Origin of the sequence: Methylobacterium sp. E-066 (assembly GCF_022829635.1) — a bacterium.
In the GTDB taxonomy this organism is placed as follows: domain Bacteria; phylum Pseudomonadota; class Alphaproteobacteria; order Rhizobiales; family Beijerinckiaceae; genus Methylobacterium.
Genome location: NZ_JAKSYO010000128.1, coordinates 20,017 through 35,170, shown reverse-complemented (window position 1 = coordinate 35,170; position 15,154 = coordinate 20,017). Strand labels below are relative to the sequence as shown.

Annotated in this window: 11 protein-coding genes; 7 read left to right on the top strand and 4 right to left on the bottom strand. The window is 68.2% G+C overall.

The window, feature by feature from the left end; all coding sequences use genetic code 11:
• The first annotated feature begins 34 nt into the window (after window positions 1-34).
• From MKL20_RS18985 to bcsN, 4 genes are read left to right on the top strand one after another with little or no spacing between them, the layout of a single operon-like run.
• On the top strand, window positions 35-2,557 hold the full coding sequence (locus MKL20_RS18985) for a cellulose biosynthesis cyclic di-GMP-binding regulatory protein BcsB (RefSeq protein ID WP_244037976.1): 2,523 nt from the start codon (window positions 35-37) through the stop codon (window positions 2,555-2,557).
• On the top strand, window positions 2,554-3,663 hold the full coding sequence (locus MKL20_RS18980; protein WP_244037975.1) for a glycosyl hydrolase family 8: 1,110 nt from the start codon (window positions 2,554-2,556) through the stop codon (window positions 3,661-3,663). Before MKL20_RS18985 ends, MKL20_RS18980 begins: the two co-directional genes overlap by 4 nt.
• A complete protein-coding gene (locus MKL20_RS18975; RefSeq protein ID WP_244037974.1) occupies window positions 3,648-5,609 on the top strand; it encodes a hypothetical protein in 1,962 nt (653 codons plus the stop codon). Before MKL20_RS18980 ends, MKL20_RS18975 begins: the two co-directional genes overlap by 16 nt.
• A complete protein-coding gene (bcsN, locus tag MKL20_RS18970; protein ID WP_244037973.1) occupies window positions 5,606-6,652 on the top strand; it encodes a cellulose biosynthesis protein BcsN in 1,047 nt (348 codons plus the stop codon). Before MKL20_RS18975 ends, bcsN begins: the two co-directional genes overlap by 4 nt.
• A 656-nt stretch (window positions 6,653-7,308) precedes the next feature.
• Here bcsN and MKL20_RS18965 read toward each other — a convergent pair.
• From MKL20_RS18965 to MKL20_RS18950, 4 genes are all read right to left on the bottom strand, one after another.
• Entirely contained in the window at window positions 7,309-8,469 is a 1,161-nt protein-coding gene (locus MKL20_RS18965) for a serine hydrolase domain-containing protein (RefSeq protein WP_244037972.1), read from the bottom strand.
• A gap of 124 nt (window positions 8,470-8,593) precedes the next feature.
• On the bottom strand, window positions 8,594-9,151 hold the full coding sequence (terL, locus tag MKL20_RS18960; protein ID WP_244037971.1) for a phage terminase large subunit: 558 nt from the start codon (window positions 9,149-9,151) through the stop codon (window positions 8,594-8,596).
• 21 nt (window positions 9,152-9,172) lie between these two features.
• A complete protein-coding gene (locus tag MKL20_RS18955) occupies window positions 9,173-9,589 on the bottom strand; it encodes a hypothetical protein (protein ID WP_244037970.1) in 417 nt (138 codons plus the stop codon).
• 299 nt (window positions 9,590-9,888) lie between these two features.
• A complete protein-coding gene (locus tag MKL20_RS18950) occupies window positions 9,889-10,425 on the bottom strand; it encodes an MFS transporter (protein WP_244037969.1) in 537 nt (178 codons plus the stop codon).
• 932 nt (window positions 10,426-11,357) lie between these two features.
• Between MKL20_RS18950 and MKL20_RS18945 the strand changes: the two genes are divergently transcribed.
• Genes MKL20_RS18945 through terL (MKL20_RS18935) form a run of 3 tightly spaced genes read left to right on the top strand, consistent with a single transcriptional unit; the run spans window position 11,358 to window position 14,857 of the window.
• Window positions 11,358-12,764, top strand: coding sequence for a DNA modification methylase (locus MKL20_RS18945; protein ID WP_244037968.1), 1,407 nt, complete (start codon window positions 11,358-11,360; stop codon window positions 12,762-12,764).
• A 10-nt stretch (window positions 12,765-12,774) separates the two neighbouring features.
• Window positions 12,775-13,314, top strand: a complete 540-nt coding sequence (locus tag MKL20_RS18940) for a DUF5681 domain-containing protein (protein ID WP_279594860.1) — start codon at window positions 12,775-12,777, stop codon at window positions 13,312-13,314.
• Window positions 13,307-14,857, top strand: a complete 1,551-nt coding sequence (gene terL, locus MKL20_RS18935; protein ID WP_244037966.1) for a phage terminase large subunit — start codon at window positions 13,307-13,309, stop codon at window positions 14,855-14,857. Before MKL20_RS18940 ends, terL (MKL20_RS18935) begins: the two co-directional genes overlap by 8 nt.
• The last annotated feature ends 297 nt before the right edge of the window (window positions 14,858-15,154 follow it).

Below are 15,154 nucleotides of genomic sequence, written 5' to 3'. Positions count from 1 at the left end.
CCTGGCCATACGGCAGCCTCGCGCGGCGGGCGTGATGGCCCTGCTGGCGGCGCATCTGGTCCTCGGCCCGATCACGTCGGTGCAGGCTCAGAGCTTCCTCGGCCGCGGTGCGCCGCAGGCGCTTGCGATGCCCGGTGACGAGCCGAACGGCGTCTCACCCCGCCGTGCCGACGCCCCGAAGCCGAATCCGCTCGGACCGGCACCTCAGACCGCGGTGACGCAGACCGCCGCGCCTTTGCCGCAGCGCCCGCTGCCGGCGATCGGCGAGAGCCTTCGGCTCAGCGGCGAAGAGAGCACGCTGCAATGGCCGGTCTTCGTCACGGCCGAGCAGGCGCGTGAGCGCTTGCGGCTGCGCATCGGCTATCTCGCCGCGATCTCCGTGGTGCCGGAGGCCTCCGTCCTGACCGCGTCGGTCAACGACGTCGTCCTCGGCCGCACGCCGATCAACGCGCCCGGCGCCGTGCGGGTGATCGAGTTCGAGATCCCGGCCAATGTGCTGCGGCCGGGCTACAACGCGGTCGCCATCTCGGCTGTCCAGCGCCATCGCGTCGACTGCTCGATGCAGGCGACCTACGAGCTTTGGACCCAGATCGATCCCACTTGGACCGGCCTCGTGATGCCGGCGGGCGTCGAGGCGGTGCGTGCACTGCGCGACCTTCCCGCGGTCACGCCCGATGCGCGTGGCATCGTGCCGATCCGCGTCGTCCTCCGCGGCAAGCCCGGCTTCGCGACCTTCGAGAAGATCATCTCGGCGGTGCAGCGGATCGCGCTTGCGGGCCGCTACGCGCATGTCGCCGTCGAGTTCGGAGCGCCGCACAAAGGGCCCGACGGCCTCAACCTCGTGATCGGGTCGCCGGACGAGCTGCGGGACCTTCCCGGCTTCGACCCGGCGCAGATGATCGGCGGTCAAGCGCTCGCATTCCTCCCAGCCACCGCCGAGCGGGCTGCGACCCTGATCGTGCCCGGAAGCGGACCTGCGGAACTCGATGCGGCCTCCGCGGTCCTGACAGCGACCGCCGCCCATGAAGCGACGGGAAGCCAGCAGGGTCTGCGGCTGCTCGCTCAGTCCCGCGGGCTCGAGACGAAGGGCGGCGAGACGCTCCCGCTATCCCATTTCGGTGTGCAGAACCGCGAGTTTGCCGGCCGCCTGTTCCGTACCGGGTTCGACGTGTCCTTGCCCGCGGATTTCATCCCGGCCGACTACGCGAAGGCCGCCCTGGCACTTGCGGGCGGCTACGCGGCGGGTCTCGACCTCGGCGCGCAGGTCATCATCGACGTGAATGGCCGCAACGTCGCCAGCAATGCCCTGCCGCGCTCCGACGGGGACGTGTTCCGCAACGCGGTCATGCCCTTGCCGCTCAGCCGCTGGCGTCCGGGGCGCAACCATGTCGAGATCACCGCGCTGCTTCCGTCGGCGGCGGACCGGGCCTGCGAGGATGGGAGCGCCGAGCGCAAGCGCTTCCTGTTCCTGAACGACACGACCCTGACCCTGCCGCCGCTCGCCCGCGCGCTGCGGCTTCCCGACCTCGCCGCTACGACGAGCGGCGGCCTGCCATATGCCGATGCCGTGCATCGCCCGCGTCTCGTCGTACCGACTCCGGACCGCGAATCGATGTCGGCCGCCGCCACGATTGCGGTGCGGATGGCCATCGCGGCCGGACGTCCGATCGAGTTCGAACTCGGCAATGAATCGGCCCTGCAACGCCGGACGCCAACGGTGGTTGTCGCACCTGCCCGCGCCCTCGACCCGGATGTGCTGCGTGCCGTCGGCCTCGACGCAGAGCAGATCCGCAAGATCTGGGAAGGGCGCGCCACCGGGGGAGCGGCTTCCGGGCCGCTGGCGGCCGTCCCCGGCATCAGCATCGATCGCCTGCGCCACGACGTTCCACCCGCCTGCGCGCTGCCGGTTTCGGCTTCGCGGAGCGCGCAAACCGGTCCGCGTCGCATGCGCGGGACCGACCCGGATGTCGAGACGCGCGATCTCGTCTCGTCCTGGACCACAGCCCTGCGCACGCGCGATTCCGTGGGCGACCGCGTGTCCGGGATCGTGACCGGCATCCAAGGTGCTGCCGACGAGGCCATCGCCACGGCGACCCAATGGATGACCGATCAGGTCCGCGACCAGCCCGTCGCGGTGAGTGCCCGGGCCTCGATGGTCGTCGGTCAGGGTGTCTCCGGCCGCGATCCCGACTCCGTCCTTACCGTGTTCACCGCGCCAAACAGCGCGATTTTGCAGGCCGCCGCGATCTGTCTGGGAACCCCGGCCGTCTGGGGCCAGCTCCAAGGCCGCGTGGCCGTTCTCGACGCCAATGATGGAGGCGTCACGACCTTCGCCTCTAATCAGACGCAGATCCTGGAGACGGTACCGCGCACCTTCGAGAACACGCGCCTCGTGCTGGCGGGCTGGTTCTCGACGAACCCGAACACCTTCGTGCTGGTGCTCTTCGTCGCCGCGATCATCCTCGGTCTCAGCACGCAGGCGATGCTCCGCGGTGTCGGACGCGCCGGCACGGTCCCGCCCGCTGCCGATCGGGCCGACCGGGAGCTCGATCGATGAAACGCATCGTCGCAACCGCCGCCGTGCCGATCCTGGCTCTCGCCCTCGCGGGTCAAGCTCAGGCACAGAGTCCGGCCTCCGCGGAGCGCACGACCGAAACGGTTCCGATGCTGAACGCCCTCGGCGATTCGACGGCTTGGCGGAGCTACAAGAGCCGCTTCGTGAGCGACCAGGGGCGCGTCGTCGATACAGCCAACGGCCGGATCAGCCATAGCGAGGGTCAGGGCTACGGCATGCTGTTCGCTGTCGCGGCGGGCGATCGCGACGCGTTCCAGAGGATCTGGGGCTGGACCCGCGCGAATCTGATGGTGCGCAACGATGCGCTCTTGGCGTGGCGCTGGGAGCCCGACAAGCGCCCGGGCGTCGCCGATACCAACGATGCCACCGACGGGGACATCCTCGTGGCCTGGGCGCTTGCCGAGGCGGCCGACGCTTGGTCGGACGAGGGATACCGCTTGGCGGGACGGCGCATCGCGGTCGATGTCGCCAAGGGTACGGTTCTGTTCAAGGCGGAGGGCGGACCGCTGCTCCTGCCCGGCATGGCGGGCTTCTCGGCCGAGGACCGCATGGACGGCCCGGTCGTGAACCTGTCTTACTGGGTGTTCCCGGCCTTTACGAAGCTTGCGGCGCTCGCACCGGAATTCGATTGGGCGCGCCTCAATGCCGTCGGCCTCGACCTCGTCCTGCACGCCCGCTTCGGCGAGGCGAAGCTGCCGACCGAATGGATCGCCATGCGCGGGGGCACGCCTAAGCCGGCCGAGGGCTTCCCGGCGACGTTCTCGTACAATGCCGTTCGGGTGCCCCTCTATCTCGCCATGGCCGGGCATGCCGACCGCCGCGCCTACGAGGCCTTCGCCAAGCTCTGGGCGGAGCCCGATCCCGCGGGCCTCCCGATCGTTGATACGGCGAGCGGACAAGTGACGGGTCGTCTGCAGGAGCCGGGCTACGCTTCCGTGGCAGCGCTGGTCGCCTGTGCCGCTTCGGGCACGCCCCTGCCGGCGGGCTTTGCCGAGCCGGCAGCAGCCGAAAACTACTATCCCGCGACGCTCCATCTCCTGGCGCTCGTCGCTGCCAACACGAGGTACCGGTCATGTCTCGGGCGCTGAGGCGACACGGTGCGGCGCTGTCACTCGTGGCGGGGCTGGGCCTCGACGTGGCGGGCGGCGGGGGGGCGGTGCGGGCACAGCCGGCCGCAAGCCTCGCGCAGGCAGCCGCGACGATCGTTCGGCAGGATGAAGGGCGTGCGCCCGTCATCCTGGGCGGCCAGGAAGGCCGGTCCACCGGTCCCGAGATCGTCGACGAGAGCGGCCTGCGCTACTACGCGGCCCAGCGCCAGACCGAGCGCGTGCAGGCCGAGATCGCACGTCTGCGGAAGCGCTACCCGCACTGGACCGTCCCGACCGACCTCGACACGCTGAAGCCGAGCCCGCCCGAGGAGGCCCCCCTGTGGGACCTGTTCACCGCGGGCCGGATCGCCGAACTGCGCGCAGCGATCACGGCGCGCCAAACCGTGGAGCCCGATTGGCGCCCCTCCGACGACCTGGCGCGCAAGCTCAACCGCGGGACCCTGCGGGGCGAGGTCAAGGCGGCCGAGCAGAACGGCGATTGGGACAGCATCCTGGCCCGGGTCAACGCTACGCCCAACGCGATCAGCGATCTCGACATCGACATCGCGTGGCTGGTGGCGGAGGCCTATGCCCGCACCGGCGCGGCTGCACAGGCGGCGGCGGCCTACCGGACCATCCTGGCTGGCCAGACGGAATCCGCGCTGCGGCTTGCGACCGTTCAGAAGGCGATGGCCATCCTGCCGATGATGCAGGTCGAGACCCTGCTCGCCCTTGGTCACCCGGTTGCCGACGGGACCAGTGAGTTCCAGGCCATACGCCTCGACGTGACGCGGGCGCGCATCGCTGCGGTTCTGCATGACGAACCCGCCGGCCGGATCGAGCCGGCCGATCTCGTCGCTCTCGGCGAGTCCATGCGCAAGTTGGGGAAGCCCGATCAGATTGGCCTTCTCGGCTGGTACGCCTATCGGCGCCGGCAGTTCCGCGAGGCCTTGGACTGGTTCAAGATGGCCATAGCCCGCGGAGGCGATGCGCGGGTCGCTACCGGCCTCGCCTTGTCGCTGCGCGAACTCGGGCAAGATCGGGAAGCCGAGGAAATCGCCTTCGCCTGGCGCGGCCCTTCGGTGACCAACACCGCGCTCTACATGGACATGATGGCGCGGCGGCTGACTCAGAGCCCCGTCTCTCCGGTCGATGCCCCGCGGCTCGACCGCTTCGCCAAGCTCGTCCTCGCCACCGCATCCGGCGACGGCGCTCAGGCGCTCGGTTGGTACGCCTACAACGCCTGCCAGTTCGAGGCCGCCGCCGACTGGTTTCAGCGCGCCACAGCCTGGAAGCCGCGGGAATCGGCAGTGCTGGGCTATGCGCTGACGCTCGGACGGCTGAAGCGCACCCGCGAGTTCATTGACGTAATCAATCGGTACGATGGCCTGTTCCCGACGGTGGTCGAGCTCGCGCTGCCGGCCCCGGACGCGCAGGTGCCGGGCCCCTGTGATCCGGTTCGGGTCGCTTCGGCCTCGGTGCAGCCGGTGGCCGCCATGCAGGCCCGCGTGCCGAAGCCGGTGCCCGCATCCGCGACCCTCCGCTCCCTTCCGGTGAAGCGCGGCGAGTTCCCGATCTCCGTCGCTGCCGAGAACCCCCTGCGGTTTCCTGAGCTGACCGACAAAGGCCGCGAGGCCGAGTTCCTGCGCGAGCCTCGGGACGCCCAGCCGCTCGTTGCCCGGCGTGTGCCGGGTGTCGGAGCCATGCCGTACGAGCGCTATGGCTTCACCTTGCTCCCGGGATGGAACGGTCTCGACCGGGCGACGCCGCAAGCCGCGCAAGCAGTCCCACCGGTCGGTACGCTGGCTCAGGGTGAAGCCATCGGGATCGCAGTCGCGGGCGCGCCCCGTGCGCCGCTGACGCGCGACAGCGACCGGTTTGGTCCCTTCGATTCGGCCGCCGCGGGATCCCGCAGCAATCCTCGTGGCGAGGGACAGGAAAGATGAAGCGGATGACGGCGACGCGGATCCGGTCCCACGTCCTGCAGGTTGGAGCTGCCGCGCTCGCGAGCCTGTCGCTGACTGCCTGCAACACCGCCCGGGCGCCCTCTGCCCAGATCGCGACGCCGGGCGCGGTCTTCACCGCCCTAGACGATTCGGCTCGCCGCGCGCCGCTCGTGTCGCTGCCCGACGCCGGACGCCCCGTCCTCGTCGACGAGGTGCGCTACTCGGGAGGGCTGCGCCAACAGGTCCGATTCGGGGCCAACGGCGAGAACCGGGCCGATCTAACGATCGGCACGGCACACGCCCATGCCGCTCCGAGAATGGAGAAACCCACCCGGACAGGCATCGCGGCCGAACTCGCGAGCCTCGGGGGCAGGCCCTATCGCGTCCTGAACCAGCCGGCGCGCAATGCCTATGGGCCGGTCGGCGTCGCACTCAGCGACCGCTGTGCCTACGCTTGGCAATGGATCGACGACATCCAGGGTATCCCGCTCGGCGCGGCGCGACCGCTGTCTGGACGGGCCTCGGCGTCGCTGCGCGTCCACCTCTGCGGCCGGGGCCTCACCACCTCGGTGGACACCCTGATCGCCGACCTGGCACGGTTGCGTCTGGGTTCGGTCGCCCAGGACCGGGTTGCTCGCCAGCCACGCCGACGTCCGGCCCCGAAGGTGGCCGAGGCCCTTCAGAATCCGGAGGCCGCCATGGCGCCAGCGGTCGCTCCGGTGGTTGCCGGCCGGCCGCTCGTGACGGTCAATGCCAGCGGGACGCTCGTCGACATACCGGAGACCGCGGCACCGGTCGCGAATGCGGCGCAACGTGGGGCGGCCGGGCGTCCGACGAACCCGGATATTGCGGTGCCGAGGCCCGGTTCGGCCAACACCGCCTCGCTCAGTCAGCCGCGCTACCTGATGGAGCCGGGCCAAGTCCGCTCGGCGACGACGCTCGAAGCCCCGAGGCCGGTGGATCCGATCCGGCAGGAGCCCCTCTCAGCCGACCTGCCGCCGCAGGCCTACCGCGGGCCGACTCCGCCGCCATTCGGCTGGTGAGACCGCTTCACCCATCGGCCAAAGGATCGCGCCTACTTCGACCAGCAGCACCAACAACGCCGTCGATCTGTTCGGGGGATGGCCGCGGTTTTCAGCGCGCTCCGTAAGTCGAGCCGAGGCCGCCGGCCGTTGGCCGATAATGGTAGCAGATATATCCGTAAGGGCCGTACCACCGGCTGCCGGATAAACACGGCGGCATGGCTGGACGGCACAAGGTGGGACAGGTTGCACCCGTGAGGCGCGACTCAACCAAAATGTCGGACGGTCGCGACCTTTCGACATCATACCGAACCTGCAGCGGGGCAGCATCCGCGATTGCGCTGAATGGGAGGGTCAAACCCAGACCGACGAGCAGCCCGCTGAGCTTCGCGATGATCATGTTGGCGATCTCCAGATCGCGGGCAACGCTGAGGGAGCGGGTTAGTTCTGAGGACCCTCTCTGCGTAAGTAGTCTGACCGAGGCTGACTCAGACTCCGAGTACGGCCTTAGCCTGCAAGGTGATCTGTCATGAAGGTTCTCATACAAGTATCATCGCCGAGATCTGCGCGATCGAGACTCGACAGAGCCCGCGGGATAAAGCTGAGCGACGAATGTCGACTGTTGCGGATGACGCAGGCCAACGGAAGCAGAGACGCCGTAACGGCGCCCTTCGCCTTCAGGAGGCATCGAGCGCGGCGTAGACCATGGCGCGGGTCAGCGTCCGGTAGTGCTGGCGCTGCGCGGCCGAGGAGGTCTGCATCATCAGGTGCGCGAAGAAGCCCGCCGCTGGATCGACCCAGAAGTAGGTGCCGCCGACCCCGCTCCAGAACCAGTCGCCGACGTTGCCCGGAAACGGCGCCTCGCCCGCCGCGAGCCGGACCGCGACCCCGAGCCCGAAGCCGTATCCCGGACCCGGCGGGTAGTAGGCGCCTCTCGCGATCTCAGCCCCGAGATGGTCGGCGGTCATGAGCCGCACGCTCGCCGGGGAGAGGATGCGCGCGCCGCCGCGGCCGCCGTCGGAGAGGAGCATGCGCAGGAAGCTGGCATAATCCGCCACCGTCGAGACGAGGCCACCGTTGCCCCGCTGGCCATGCCGCGGCAGGCACGGATCGTGGAACGCAGGCCGCTGTCCCGGCGCCTGCGGCAGCGGTTGCGCCACGCGTCCTGCAGCCGCCGTAGGGATACGAAACCGCGTGTCGGCCATGCCGAGCGGCCCGAGGATGGTCTCGTCGAGCACGCCCTGAAGATCCGCGCCACTGGCCACCTCCAGCACCCGGCCGAGGACGTCCGTGGCATGCGAGTAGTGCCAGACGGTGCCGGGCTGGTGCTCCAGCGGCAGGCTTGCGATCCGCTCAGCGAAGGCGGCGTTGTCGAGATCCTCGCTAAGCAGGCCGTCGGCCTCGTAGGCCCGACGCGTCGGCCCGTCGCCGAGATAGCCGTAGGCGATCCCGGCAGCGTGGCGCAGGAGGTCGTGCACGGTCGGCACGGTCGTCGCCGGGACGCGCGTACCGTCAGTGCCCAGCAGGAAGAGCTCGTTGAAGGCGGGAATGAAGTCCGCGACCGGCTGGTCGAGGCGTAAATCGCCGCGCTCGGCCAGCACGAGGGCGGCCACCGAAACCACGACTTTGGTCATGGAGTAGATGCGCCAGATCGCGTCGGTCCGGAGGGGATCGCCCGCGACGGGGTCGCGAAAGCCCACAGTCCGCCGCCAGATGTCGGTGTCGTGGCTACCGATCAGCAAGTCGGCGCCGGCGATCGCGCCCGCCGCGACGTCAACTTCCAGCCGGTCGCCGAGGCGATCGAGAAGCGGGAGCGAGAAGGTCGGAGGGCTGCGCATAAAGCCTGTATAGGGCGCCCGGCGGCAGCGCCGAACAGGACGGGGCGGGAGCGTCGACCATCGCCGACGCCCCCGCCCACCGCCTCGGAGCTGGGTGTCCCCGAAGTAGGCCCGGTGCGGCGTCTCAATCGTCGAAGGAGCGGATGCGCGGGCCGGCGTCGAGGTCGTCGCGGGCCCAGATCAGGAACTGGCTCATGCTGTCGACCTGATCGTCATGCCGGCCGTGGGGAAACGCCAGGACCTCCTTCTCGAACTCGCCGAGCCAGGCTGCGTGCTCGGGCAGCAGCACGCGCCCACCCTCGATGCTCGCCGCCTGGGAGGACGCCCGAACTATTTTGTCACCCTGCGGCTGGACCGCGATCGCGAACACCTCCCCAGAATACCGCAGGTCTTGGACGAGATGTTCGCCGGAAGCCTTGTCCTCAATGAGTACACCGTTTGGCCCCCAGCGCGCGTTCATCTCGACGATCTTCCGGCGCAGGTCAGGATAACCCAATCGATTCCGGAACACGTCGAGGAGATAGTAGGCGCCGCCGCGCACCAGCCACGTCGTGGACACCGAGTAATCGTTCAACTCGCCGGCTTTCGAAGCCGTATCCCAAGATTGAAAAACCTGATCGTCGCCGTAGGAGCCCGGCGCAGGTATAGCGCCGAAGCGCAGAAACCACGCCAGGTCGAACATGTTGCCCCCCGGCGGCACCGGCTATTGCTGATACTGGGCCGCGAAGTTGAAGCCTCCCATGGTCCGCCGCTGCTCCTCGATCACGGCCAGCGGTTCGCGTTCGGGGTGAAGCACGTCGCCCGTCCGGCGGTGATGGACCCGCCCCTGACCGATCGGGATGAACTGATCGGCCTCGGCGATGGCCGGCAGGTTAAGAACCGTCCAGCCGCCCTGCTCAAGCAGGTGACCGATCAGATCATCGACGTGAAGACGCTGCATCACGAGGATGATCGCGCCGGTGGTCTTGTCGTCGAGGCGCGAGAGTAGGGAGAGGTCATACCTGTCGTTCGTGGCGCTGCGGACCGCCTCGGACAGCGTGTCGGTGGGCTTGATCGGATCGTCGAGAATGATGATGTGGCCGCCCCGGCCGGTGAGCACGCCGCCGACCGAGGTCGCCATCCGGGAACCGCTGCGGGTGGTCTCGAACTCGCTCTCGGTGTTCTTCGCTCCGCCGCCATGCCGAGGCTCAGCCCGATCAGCACGTTGCGCGAGGCCTGCGTGCGATCGACCAGATATCTCCAGGCCGGCCGCCCGAGGATGCCCGCCACTTGGCTCGCCGAGTGGAGGGCACCCGCGGTGGTCAGATCGTGCCCGACGACCCGCACCAAGTAGATCACCAGGAAGGCGCTCAGGACAAGCTGGATGGCTCCGAAGATCGCGGAGGCTGCGGCCAGCCAGCAGCGCCGGGTTGCGGAAGATCAGGTAGAGCGGATCGAGCAGGCGCCGGTGGCGCGTTCCGTCCTGACCAGGGGCGAGGTGGCCGCAAAGGCGCGCGCGGCGAGGGTACTGCCGCCGGCGAGGATCACGCAGGTCCCGTTCCAGTCGAAGCGTGCCAGCAGGAGCGGCACGAGGAGTCCGGCCAGCACGCCGCCGAGCGGCACGCTCGTTTGCCGAACCGAGACGATGAACACGAACACCGGCGATCCCGCCTGGTGGGCGATCGCTTGGGAACTGGCGGGGGTGAGGGGCCTGTCGCACAGCCCGATCAGGACGGTACCCGACAGCAGGCCGACGATCCAGGCCTCTGCGAAGACCGCGAGGCCGAGCGCTCCCCTGGCCAGGCAGACGAATCTCAGCCGCAACGGTCCGAGGCGCTGGATCAGCGGCGTCGCGAGCAGATTGCCCAGGAGGACGAAGGCGTAGACCAGGCCGGAATACGCCCCCGTGACCTCGGCGGGCAGGCCGCAGCTGTGCGTGACCGTCCCCGCCATGACCGGCGGTGCGAGGCTGAGCATGGACAAGGCGGCTTGGGGGAACATCGTGGCGAAGAGCAGCGCGGCCGGCCCACCCTGGGGCGGAGGGCCGTCCCGCCTGGCCGTTGGCTGTTGCCGTTGATCGAAGCCCCGCTCCCAAGCGCCGCCCCTCGCGAGCCGTGTTTTCCGATTCTCGTCGCATTTGGCACGGATCGACAGCGGGATGGCCCCGCGAACGCGCGTCTCACACCGGGGCGCGAAACGGTCTCCGAGCCTGTGTCAGCTGGGCGAGCCGGAAGACGGCATTACCGACGCCGAGAACGAGCGTGTGTTCAGGTCCAAAGCTGGCCGGCGGAGCGGTGACGACGGTGGCGGGAGACCGTGCAGGCCGCCGCTAAGCCCTGGTCCCAGCAGCGATATTGCCGCCGAGCGCAGGAAACTAAATTTCCACCAGGAAGGCCTGGTGGTGGACCGAGTCAGGTGCGAACCCGTCTCCGGTGGCATTCGCTGTTTCGGACCCAAAACAGCGAATCCGCCGCTCGGCCGCCGAGAAAAGTGAGGCGGAGCGAAAGTGCTTGTTCGGTCAGCACGTTATCGAGACCTCGCCGCGGCCAGAACTGGGAATTTGCTCGCCCCGAACTGGGAAACGCGGTTCCGAACAGGGAGCTTTCGCGCGCCTCATCCCGCGTGGGCGACTATCGGCAATCGAGCGGACAATTGGATGCCAGCTGTCAGTGCCAATGTGAGGTGCGCCGGCTCAATCGTGGGGTTGACCTTGATGTATCCCAGCCATAAGCCTGTCGTCGCGGTCCAGCCCTTCAGACGGGTGAGCTGGCCGTCATACGGGGCATTTCTGCGCATTCGACGCGCGGAGCAGCGCTACTAGCAAACGACGATGTCTGTACCTCGCTAACGCGGGTGCGGGCGCGCGTCTTCTGCTGTGCATTGCTCCACCCGGTCGAGCCCAGACGACAATGTCCGTTCAACTTCCCAAGCTTCGTACTCGTAAGCCTGCCACCGCGGCGACCCAACCGCCGTCGGCGCACAGTCAGCCGGCCGCGTCTGCGTCCGATGCCCTGCGCCTGCACATCGTCTATCGCGATCCCGGTGCGCTGAAAGCCTCCGAGCGCCAACTGCGCAAACGCGGCCGCGGGCAAGTCGAGCAACTCGCGCTCAACTTGCGCCGCTTCGGATGTGTCTGTCCGATCCTGATCCATGAAGACGGGACTATCCTGGATGGGCACGCCATCTGGATGGCAGCCTGCCAGATTGGAATGTGCGAAGTCCCGACGGTGGCGATCAGTCACCTCAGCCCGGCGGAAGCCTCGACGCTCAAGATCTCGCTCAACCGCATCCAGGAATTGTCGAGCTGGGACGAGATCGCCCTCAAGACAGAGATCGAGGTGCTCATCGACGTCGATCTTGGGCTGGTCGGACACACTGCTTTTACGACCCCCCAGATCGACCTCATCCTCGCGCCGCAGCCGCCGAAAACCAAGTCCGACCCGGCTGATCTGTTGCCGAGCGTCGGCGAACGTGCGGTCTCGCGGGCTGGAGATTTGTGGTTGTTCGAGGGCGGCCATCGCCTGCTCTGCGCCGACGCGCGTGAGCGCGACAGCTTCGGCACGCTGATGGATGGTGAGGCGGCGCGGCTGTGTGCCGGAGATCTGCCCTATAACGTCAAGATCCGTGGCCACGTGTCCGGGCGCCCGGCCGCGCGAGAGTTCGCCATGGGCTCAGGAGAGATGAGCCCCGAGGCGTTCACGGCCTTTCTGCGGACAATCTTCGAGAATCTGGCCGCCCATTCGACCGACGGCTCGCTCCATCTCCAGTTCGTCGACTGGCGCCATCTGGGGGAGATGATGGAAGCCGGCCGCGCGGCCTACGACGAGCTGATCAACTTATGCGTATGGTCGAAGGACAACGCCGGTATGGGCTCGCTCTGGCGTAGCCAGCATGAGCTCTGTTTCGTCTGGAAACACGGCAGGAGCAAGCACCTCAACAACGTCGAGCTCGGTCGGCATGGTCGCCACCGCTCGAATGTCTGGGCCTACCCGGGCGCAAACAGCTTCCGCTCCGCGCGCGAGAAGGCGATCGCGGCTCATCCGACGCCGAAGAGTGTGGCGATGATCGCCGATGCGATCTTGGACGTGACCGAGCGCGCCGATATCGTGCTCGACCCGACGGTCGGCTCAGGCACGACGCTGGTTGCCGCGCATCAGACCGGGCGGCGCGGTTATGGCATCGAGCTCGACCCGCTCTACGTCGACTTGACTATCAGCCGCATGGAGCAGTTCACGAAGGCTGCCGCGCGGCATGCCGCGACGGGCCTGACTTTCTCCGAGACGATGGCCGCGCGTGTCGCGGCCGAGGCCGCATGAGGAGGCCGTCATGTCTCGCGAGCGGCGCGGCCCAGACGGTGATCCGTCACGCGAACCTGGATCGGTTGGGTATTGCCGGCCCCCGGTCGACCGGCAGTTCAGGAAAGGCGCCCCCACGCCCAATCCTTACGGGCGGCGCGGCAAGCCGCGCGTGCAGGCCGCGGACGCGGCCCGTGCGCCGGACTTCCTCGACGGCTATGTGACGATCACGGTGGACGGCAAACCCAAGCGCGTTACCCGCGACGAGGCCATCGATCACGTGCTGTTCGTCAAGGCGGCCGGCGGCGATGTCGCCGCGACCCGCCGCCTCGACGAGCGACGGACAGACCGCAGGCGACGCGCCGAGGCGGAGCAACGCGCCGTCGCCATCTCGGCGCGGGCGAGCTTCGATCCCACGGAGGACGAGCAGGTCATCACGCGCGCACTCGATCGGCGGACCGGGCGGACCGTCACGTCGCTCGCGGATGCGACCGGAACTGGAAGTGAGCCCGAGGAGGGACAGAGCGCGCCCGATCCGGAGCTGCTGAGCCCAGGGGCAGGCGATGCGTGACCAGCTTCATCTCCTGCAGGCAGTCTTGCGCACCGACTTCCTAGCTTTCCTCGAGAAATGCTTCGCGACCCTGGAGCCCGGTATCGCCTATCAGGAAAACTGGCACATCGCGGCGATGGCAGAAGCCCTGCGCCGTGTGCGCGATGGGACGACCAAGCGCCTGATCATCAACGTGCCGCCACGCTCGGGCAAGTCGATCGTCACCACGATCGCCTACACCGCGTGGGTGCTCGGCCACGACCCGCGCCAGCGCATCATCTGCGTCTCCTACACGGATGCCTTAGCCAAGGCACACGCGGCGGCGTTCCGATCGATCGTGACGAGCGCGTGGTACCGGGCTCTGTTCCCCGCCTTCCAGATCCAGCGCGGTGGCGATCGCGAGATGGAGACGATCACCACCGCGCGCGGCTACCGCTACGCAGTGTCGATCGCGGGCTCGGTCCTCGGCCGCGGTGCCGATCTCATCATCGGCGACGACCCGATGAGCCCAGCCTCCGCGCTCTCGCTGGCGGTGCGCACCCGCGAGACGAACCTCTGGACGACGGCGCATCGCACGCGTCTCAACAACAAGCTCGAGGGCGCGATCATCCTGGTCATGCAGCGGCTGCACGAGCAGGATCTCGTCGGACATGTGAGCGAGTCGGAAGCGTGGGAGCGGCTCGTTATCCCTGCCATCGCGCCTGAGCCCCAGGCCTACGCCATCGGACCCCGCCCACAAGACGTCTACGCCCGCGCTGCCGGTGAGGTCCTTCATCCGGAACGCGAGCCGTCCGAGGTGTTGGACGCCACACGCCGCGCTATCGGCTCGTTGACGTTCTCTGCCCAATACCAACAGGATCCAGTGCCGCCGGGCGGCAATGTCATCCGTCGCGAATGGCTGCGCACATACGATCGGCCGCCGAGCCAGTTCGATCGGCTCGTCGTCGCCTGGGACACCGCCTCGACGCTGTCGGAGCGTAGTGACTGGTCGGTCGGAACGGTGTGGGGCATGGTCGGTACGGACTTCTACCTTCTCGATGTCCTACGCGCCCGGCTTGAAGCGCCCGGATTGCACAAAGCGATCCTGGCGCTCAGCGAGCGCTGGCAAGCGGATGCGACGCTGATCGAGGATACTGAGCTGGGCCGGGCCGTGTCGCAGATGCTGCGACATGGGCGAGAACTGCGTCCAATCTTACGCAAGCCGCGCTTCGACAAGATGGCACGATTGCTCGCCCAGTCGGCTTTGTTCGAGGCCGGGCAGATCCACCTCCCGACCGAAGCGCCGTGGTTGGCCACGTATCTCAACGAGCTTCTAGCGTTCCCGACCGGGCAGCACGACGATCAAGTCGACGCCACGAGCTGCGCCCTGCTCTACCTTGGGGAGCGGAGCGCACGGATGCAGCCACTCGCCCGGCGCAGCCGGGCGAGCATCCTTCCGAAAGTAAACCGTCGCCGTGCCCAGGAGGCGCTCTCACCGCAAGAGCCGGATGACAGGCCGACCACAGAGCCACGCGAGTACAAGGTGCCAGCTTCGTGGCAACCGGGCGACCCACGGCCGCGGTGAAGGCAACACGAGAGCGGGTTCTATGTCCGGAAGCAGTCATTCTGCAACGCGCCCATCCTGGCCATTTCACGGGCCTCGATCGCTTCCGCATTGCGGACATTCGTGAAACCGCCCCGACGCAGGGCTATTCGCATCCGAGCGAACGAACATTGGTCGGGGCGGGCACTCTATCAAGTGAAACACTCGGCCACAGGGACCGCGTGGACACACCGCGGCTTCCCCGAGACTGGCCCCCGCCCATCACGGAATGATCTGCCGTGCCCCGCAATAGGGATTCGCGTGAAACTGGGATGAGGC

What these genes read in the sequence shown, in the direction of transcription:
- MKL20_RS18975 (WP_244037974.1), top strand. Translation starts at nt 3,648, where the DNA reads ATGTCTCGGGCGCTGAGGCGACACGGTGCGGCGCTGTCACTCGTGGCG.
- terL (WP_244037971.1), bottom strand. Translation starts at nt 9,151, where the DNA reads ATGTTCGACCTGGCGTGGTTTCTGCGCTTCGGCGCTATACCTGCGCCG.
- MKL20_RS18965 (WP_244037972.1), bottom strand. Translation starts at nt 8,469, where the DNA reads ATGCGCAGCCCTCCGACCTTCTCGCTCCCGCTTCTCGATCGCCTCGGC.
- MKL20_RS18955 (WP_244037970.1), bottom strand. Translation starts at nt 9,589, where the DNA reads ATGGCGACCTCGGTCGGCGGCGTGCTCACCGGCCGGGGCGGCCACATC.
- MKL20_RS18985 (WP_244037976.1), top strand. Translation starts at nt 35, where the DNA reads ATGGCCCTGCTGGCGGCGCATCTGGTCCTCGGCCCGATCACGTCGGTG.
- bcsN (WP_244037973.1), top strand. Translation starts at nt 5,606, where the DNA reads ATGAAGCGGATGACGGCGACGCGGATCCGGTCCCACGTCCTGCAGGTT.
- MKL20_RS18945 (WP_244037968.1), top strand. Translation starts at nt 11,358, where the DNA reads ATGTCCGTTCAACTTCCCAAGCTTCGTACTCGTAAGCCTGCCACCGCG.
- MKL20_RS18950 (WP_244037969.1), bottom strand. Translation starts at nt 10,425, where the DNA reads ATGCTCAGCCTCGCACCGCCGGTCATGGCGGGGACGGTCACGCACAGC.
- MKL20_RS18940 (WP_279594860.1), top strand. Translation starts at nt 12,775, where the DNA reads ATGTCTCGCGAGCGGCGCGGCCCAGACGGTGATCCGTCACGCGAACCT.
- terL (WP_244037966.1), top strand. Translation starts at nt 13,307, where the DNA reads ATGCGTGACCAGCTTCATCTCCTGCAGGCAGTCTTGCGCACCGACTTC.
- MKL20_RS18980 (WP_244037975.1), top strand. Translation starts at nt 2,554, where the DNA reads ATGAAACGCATCGTCGCAACCGCCGCCGTGCCGATCCTGGCTCTCGCC.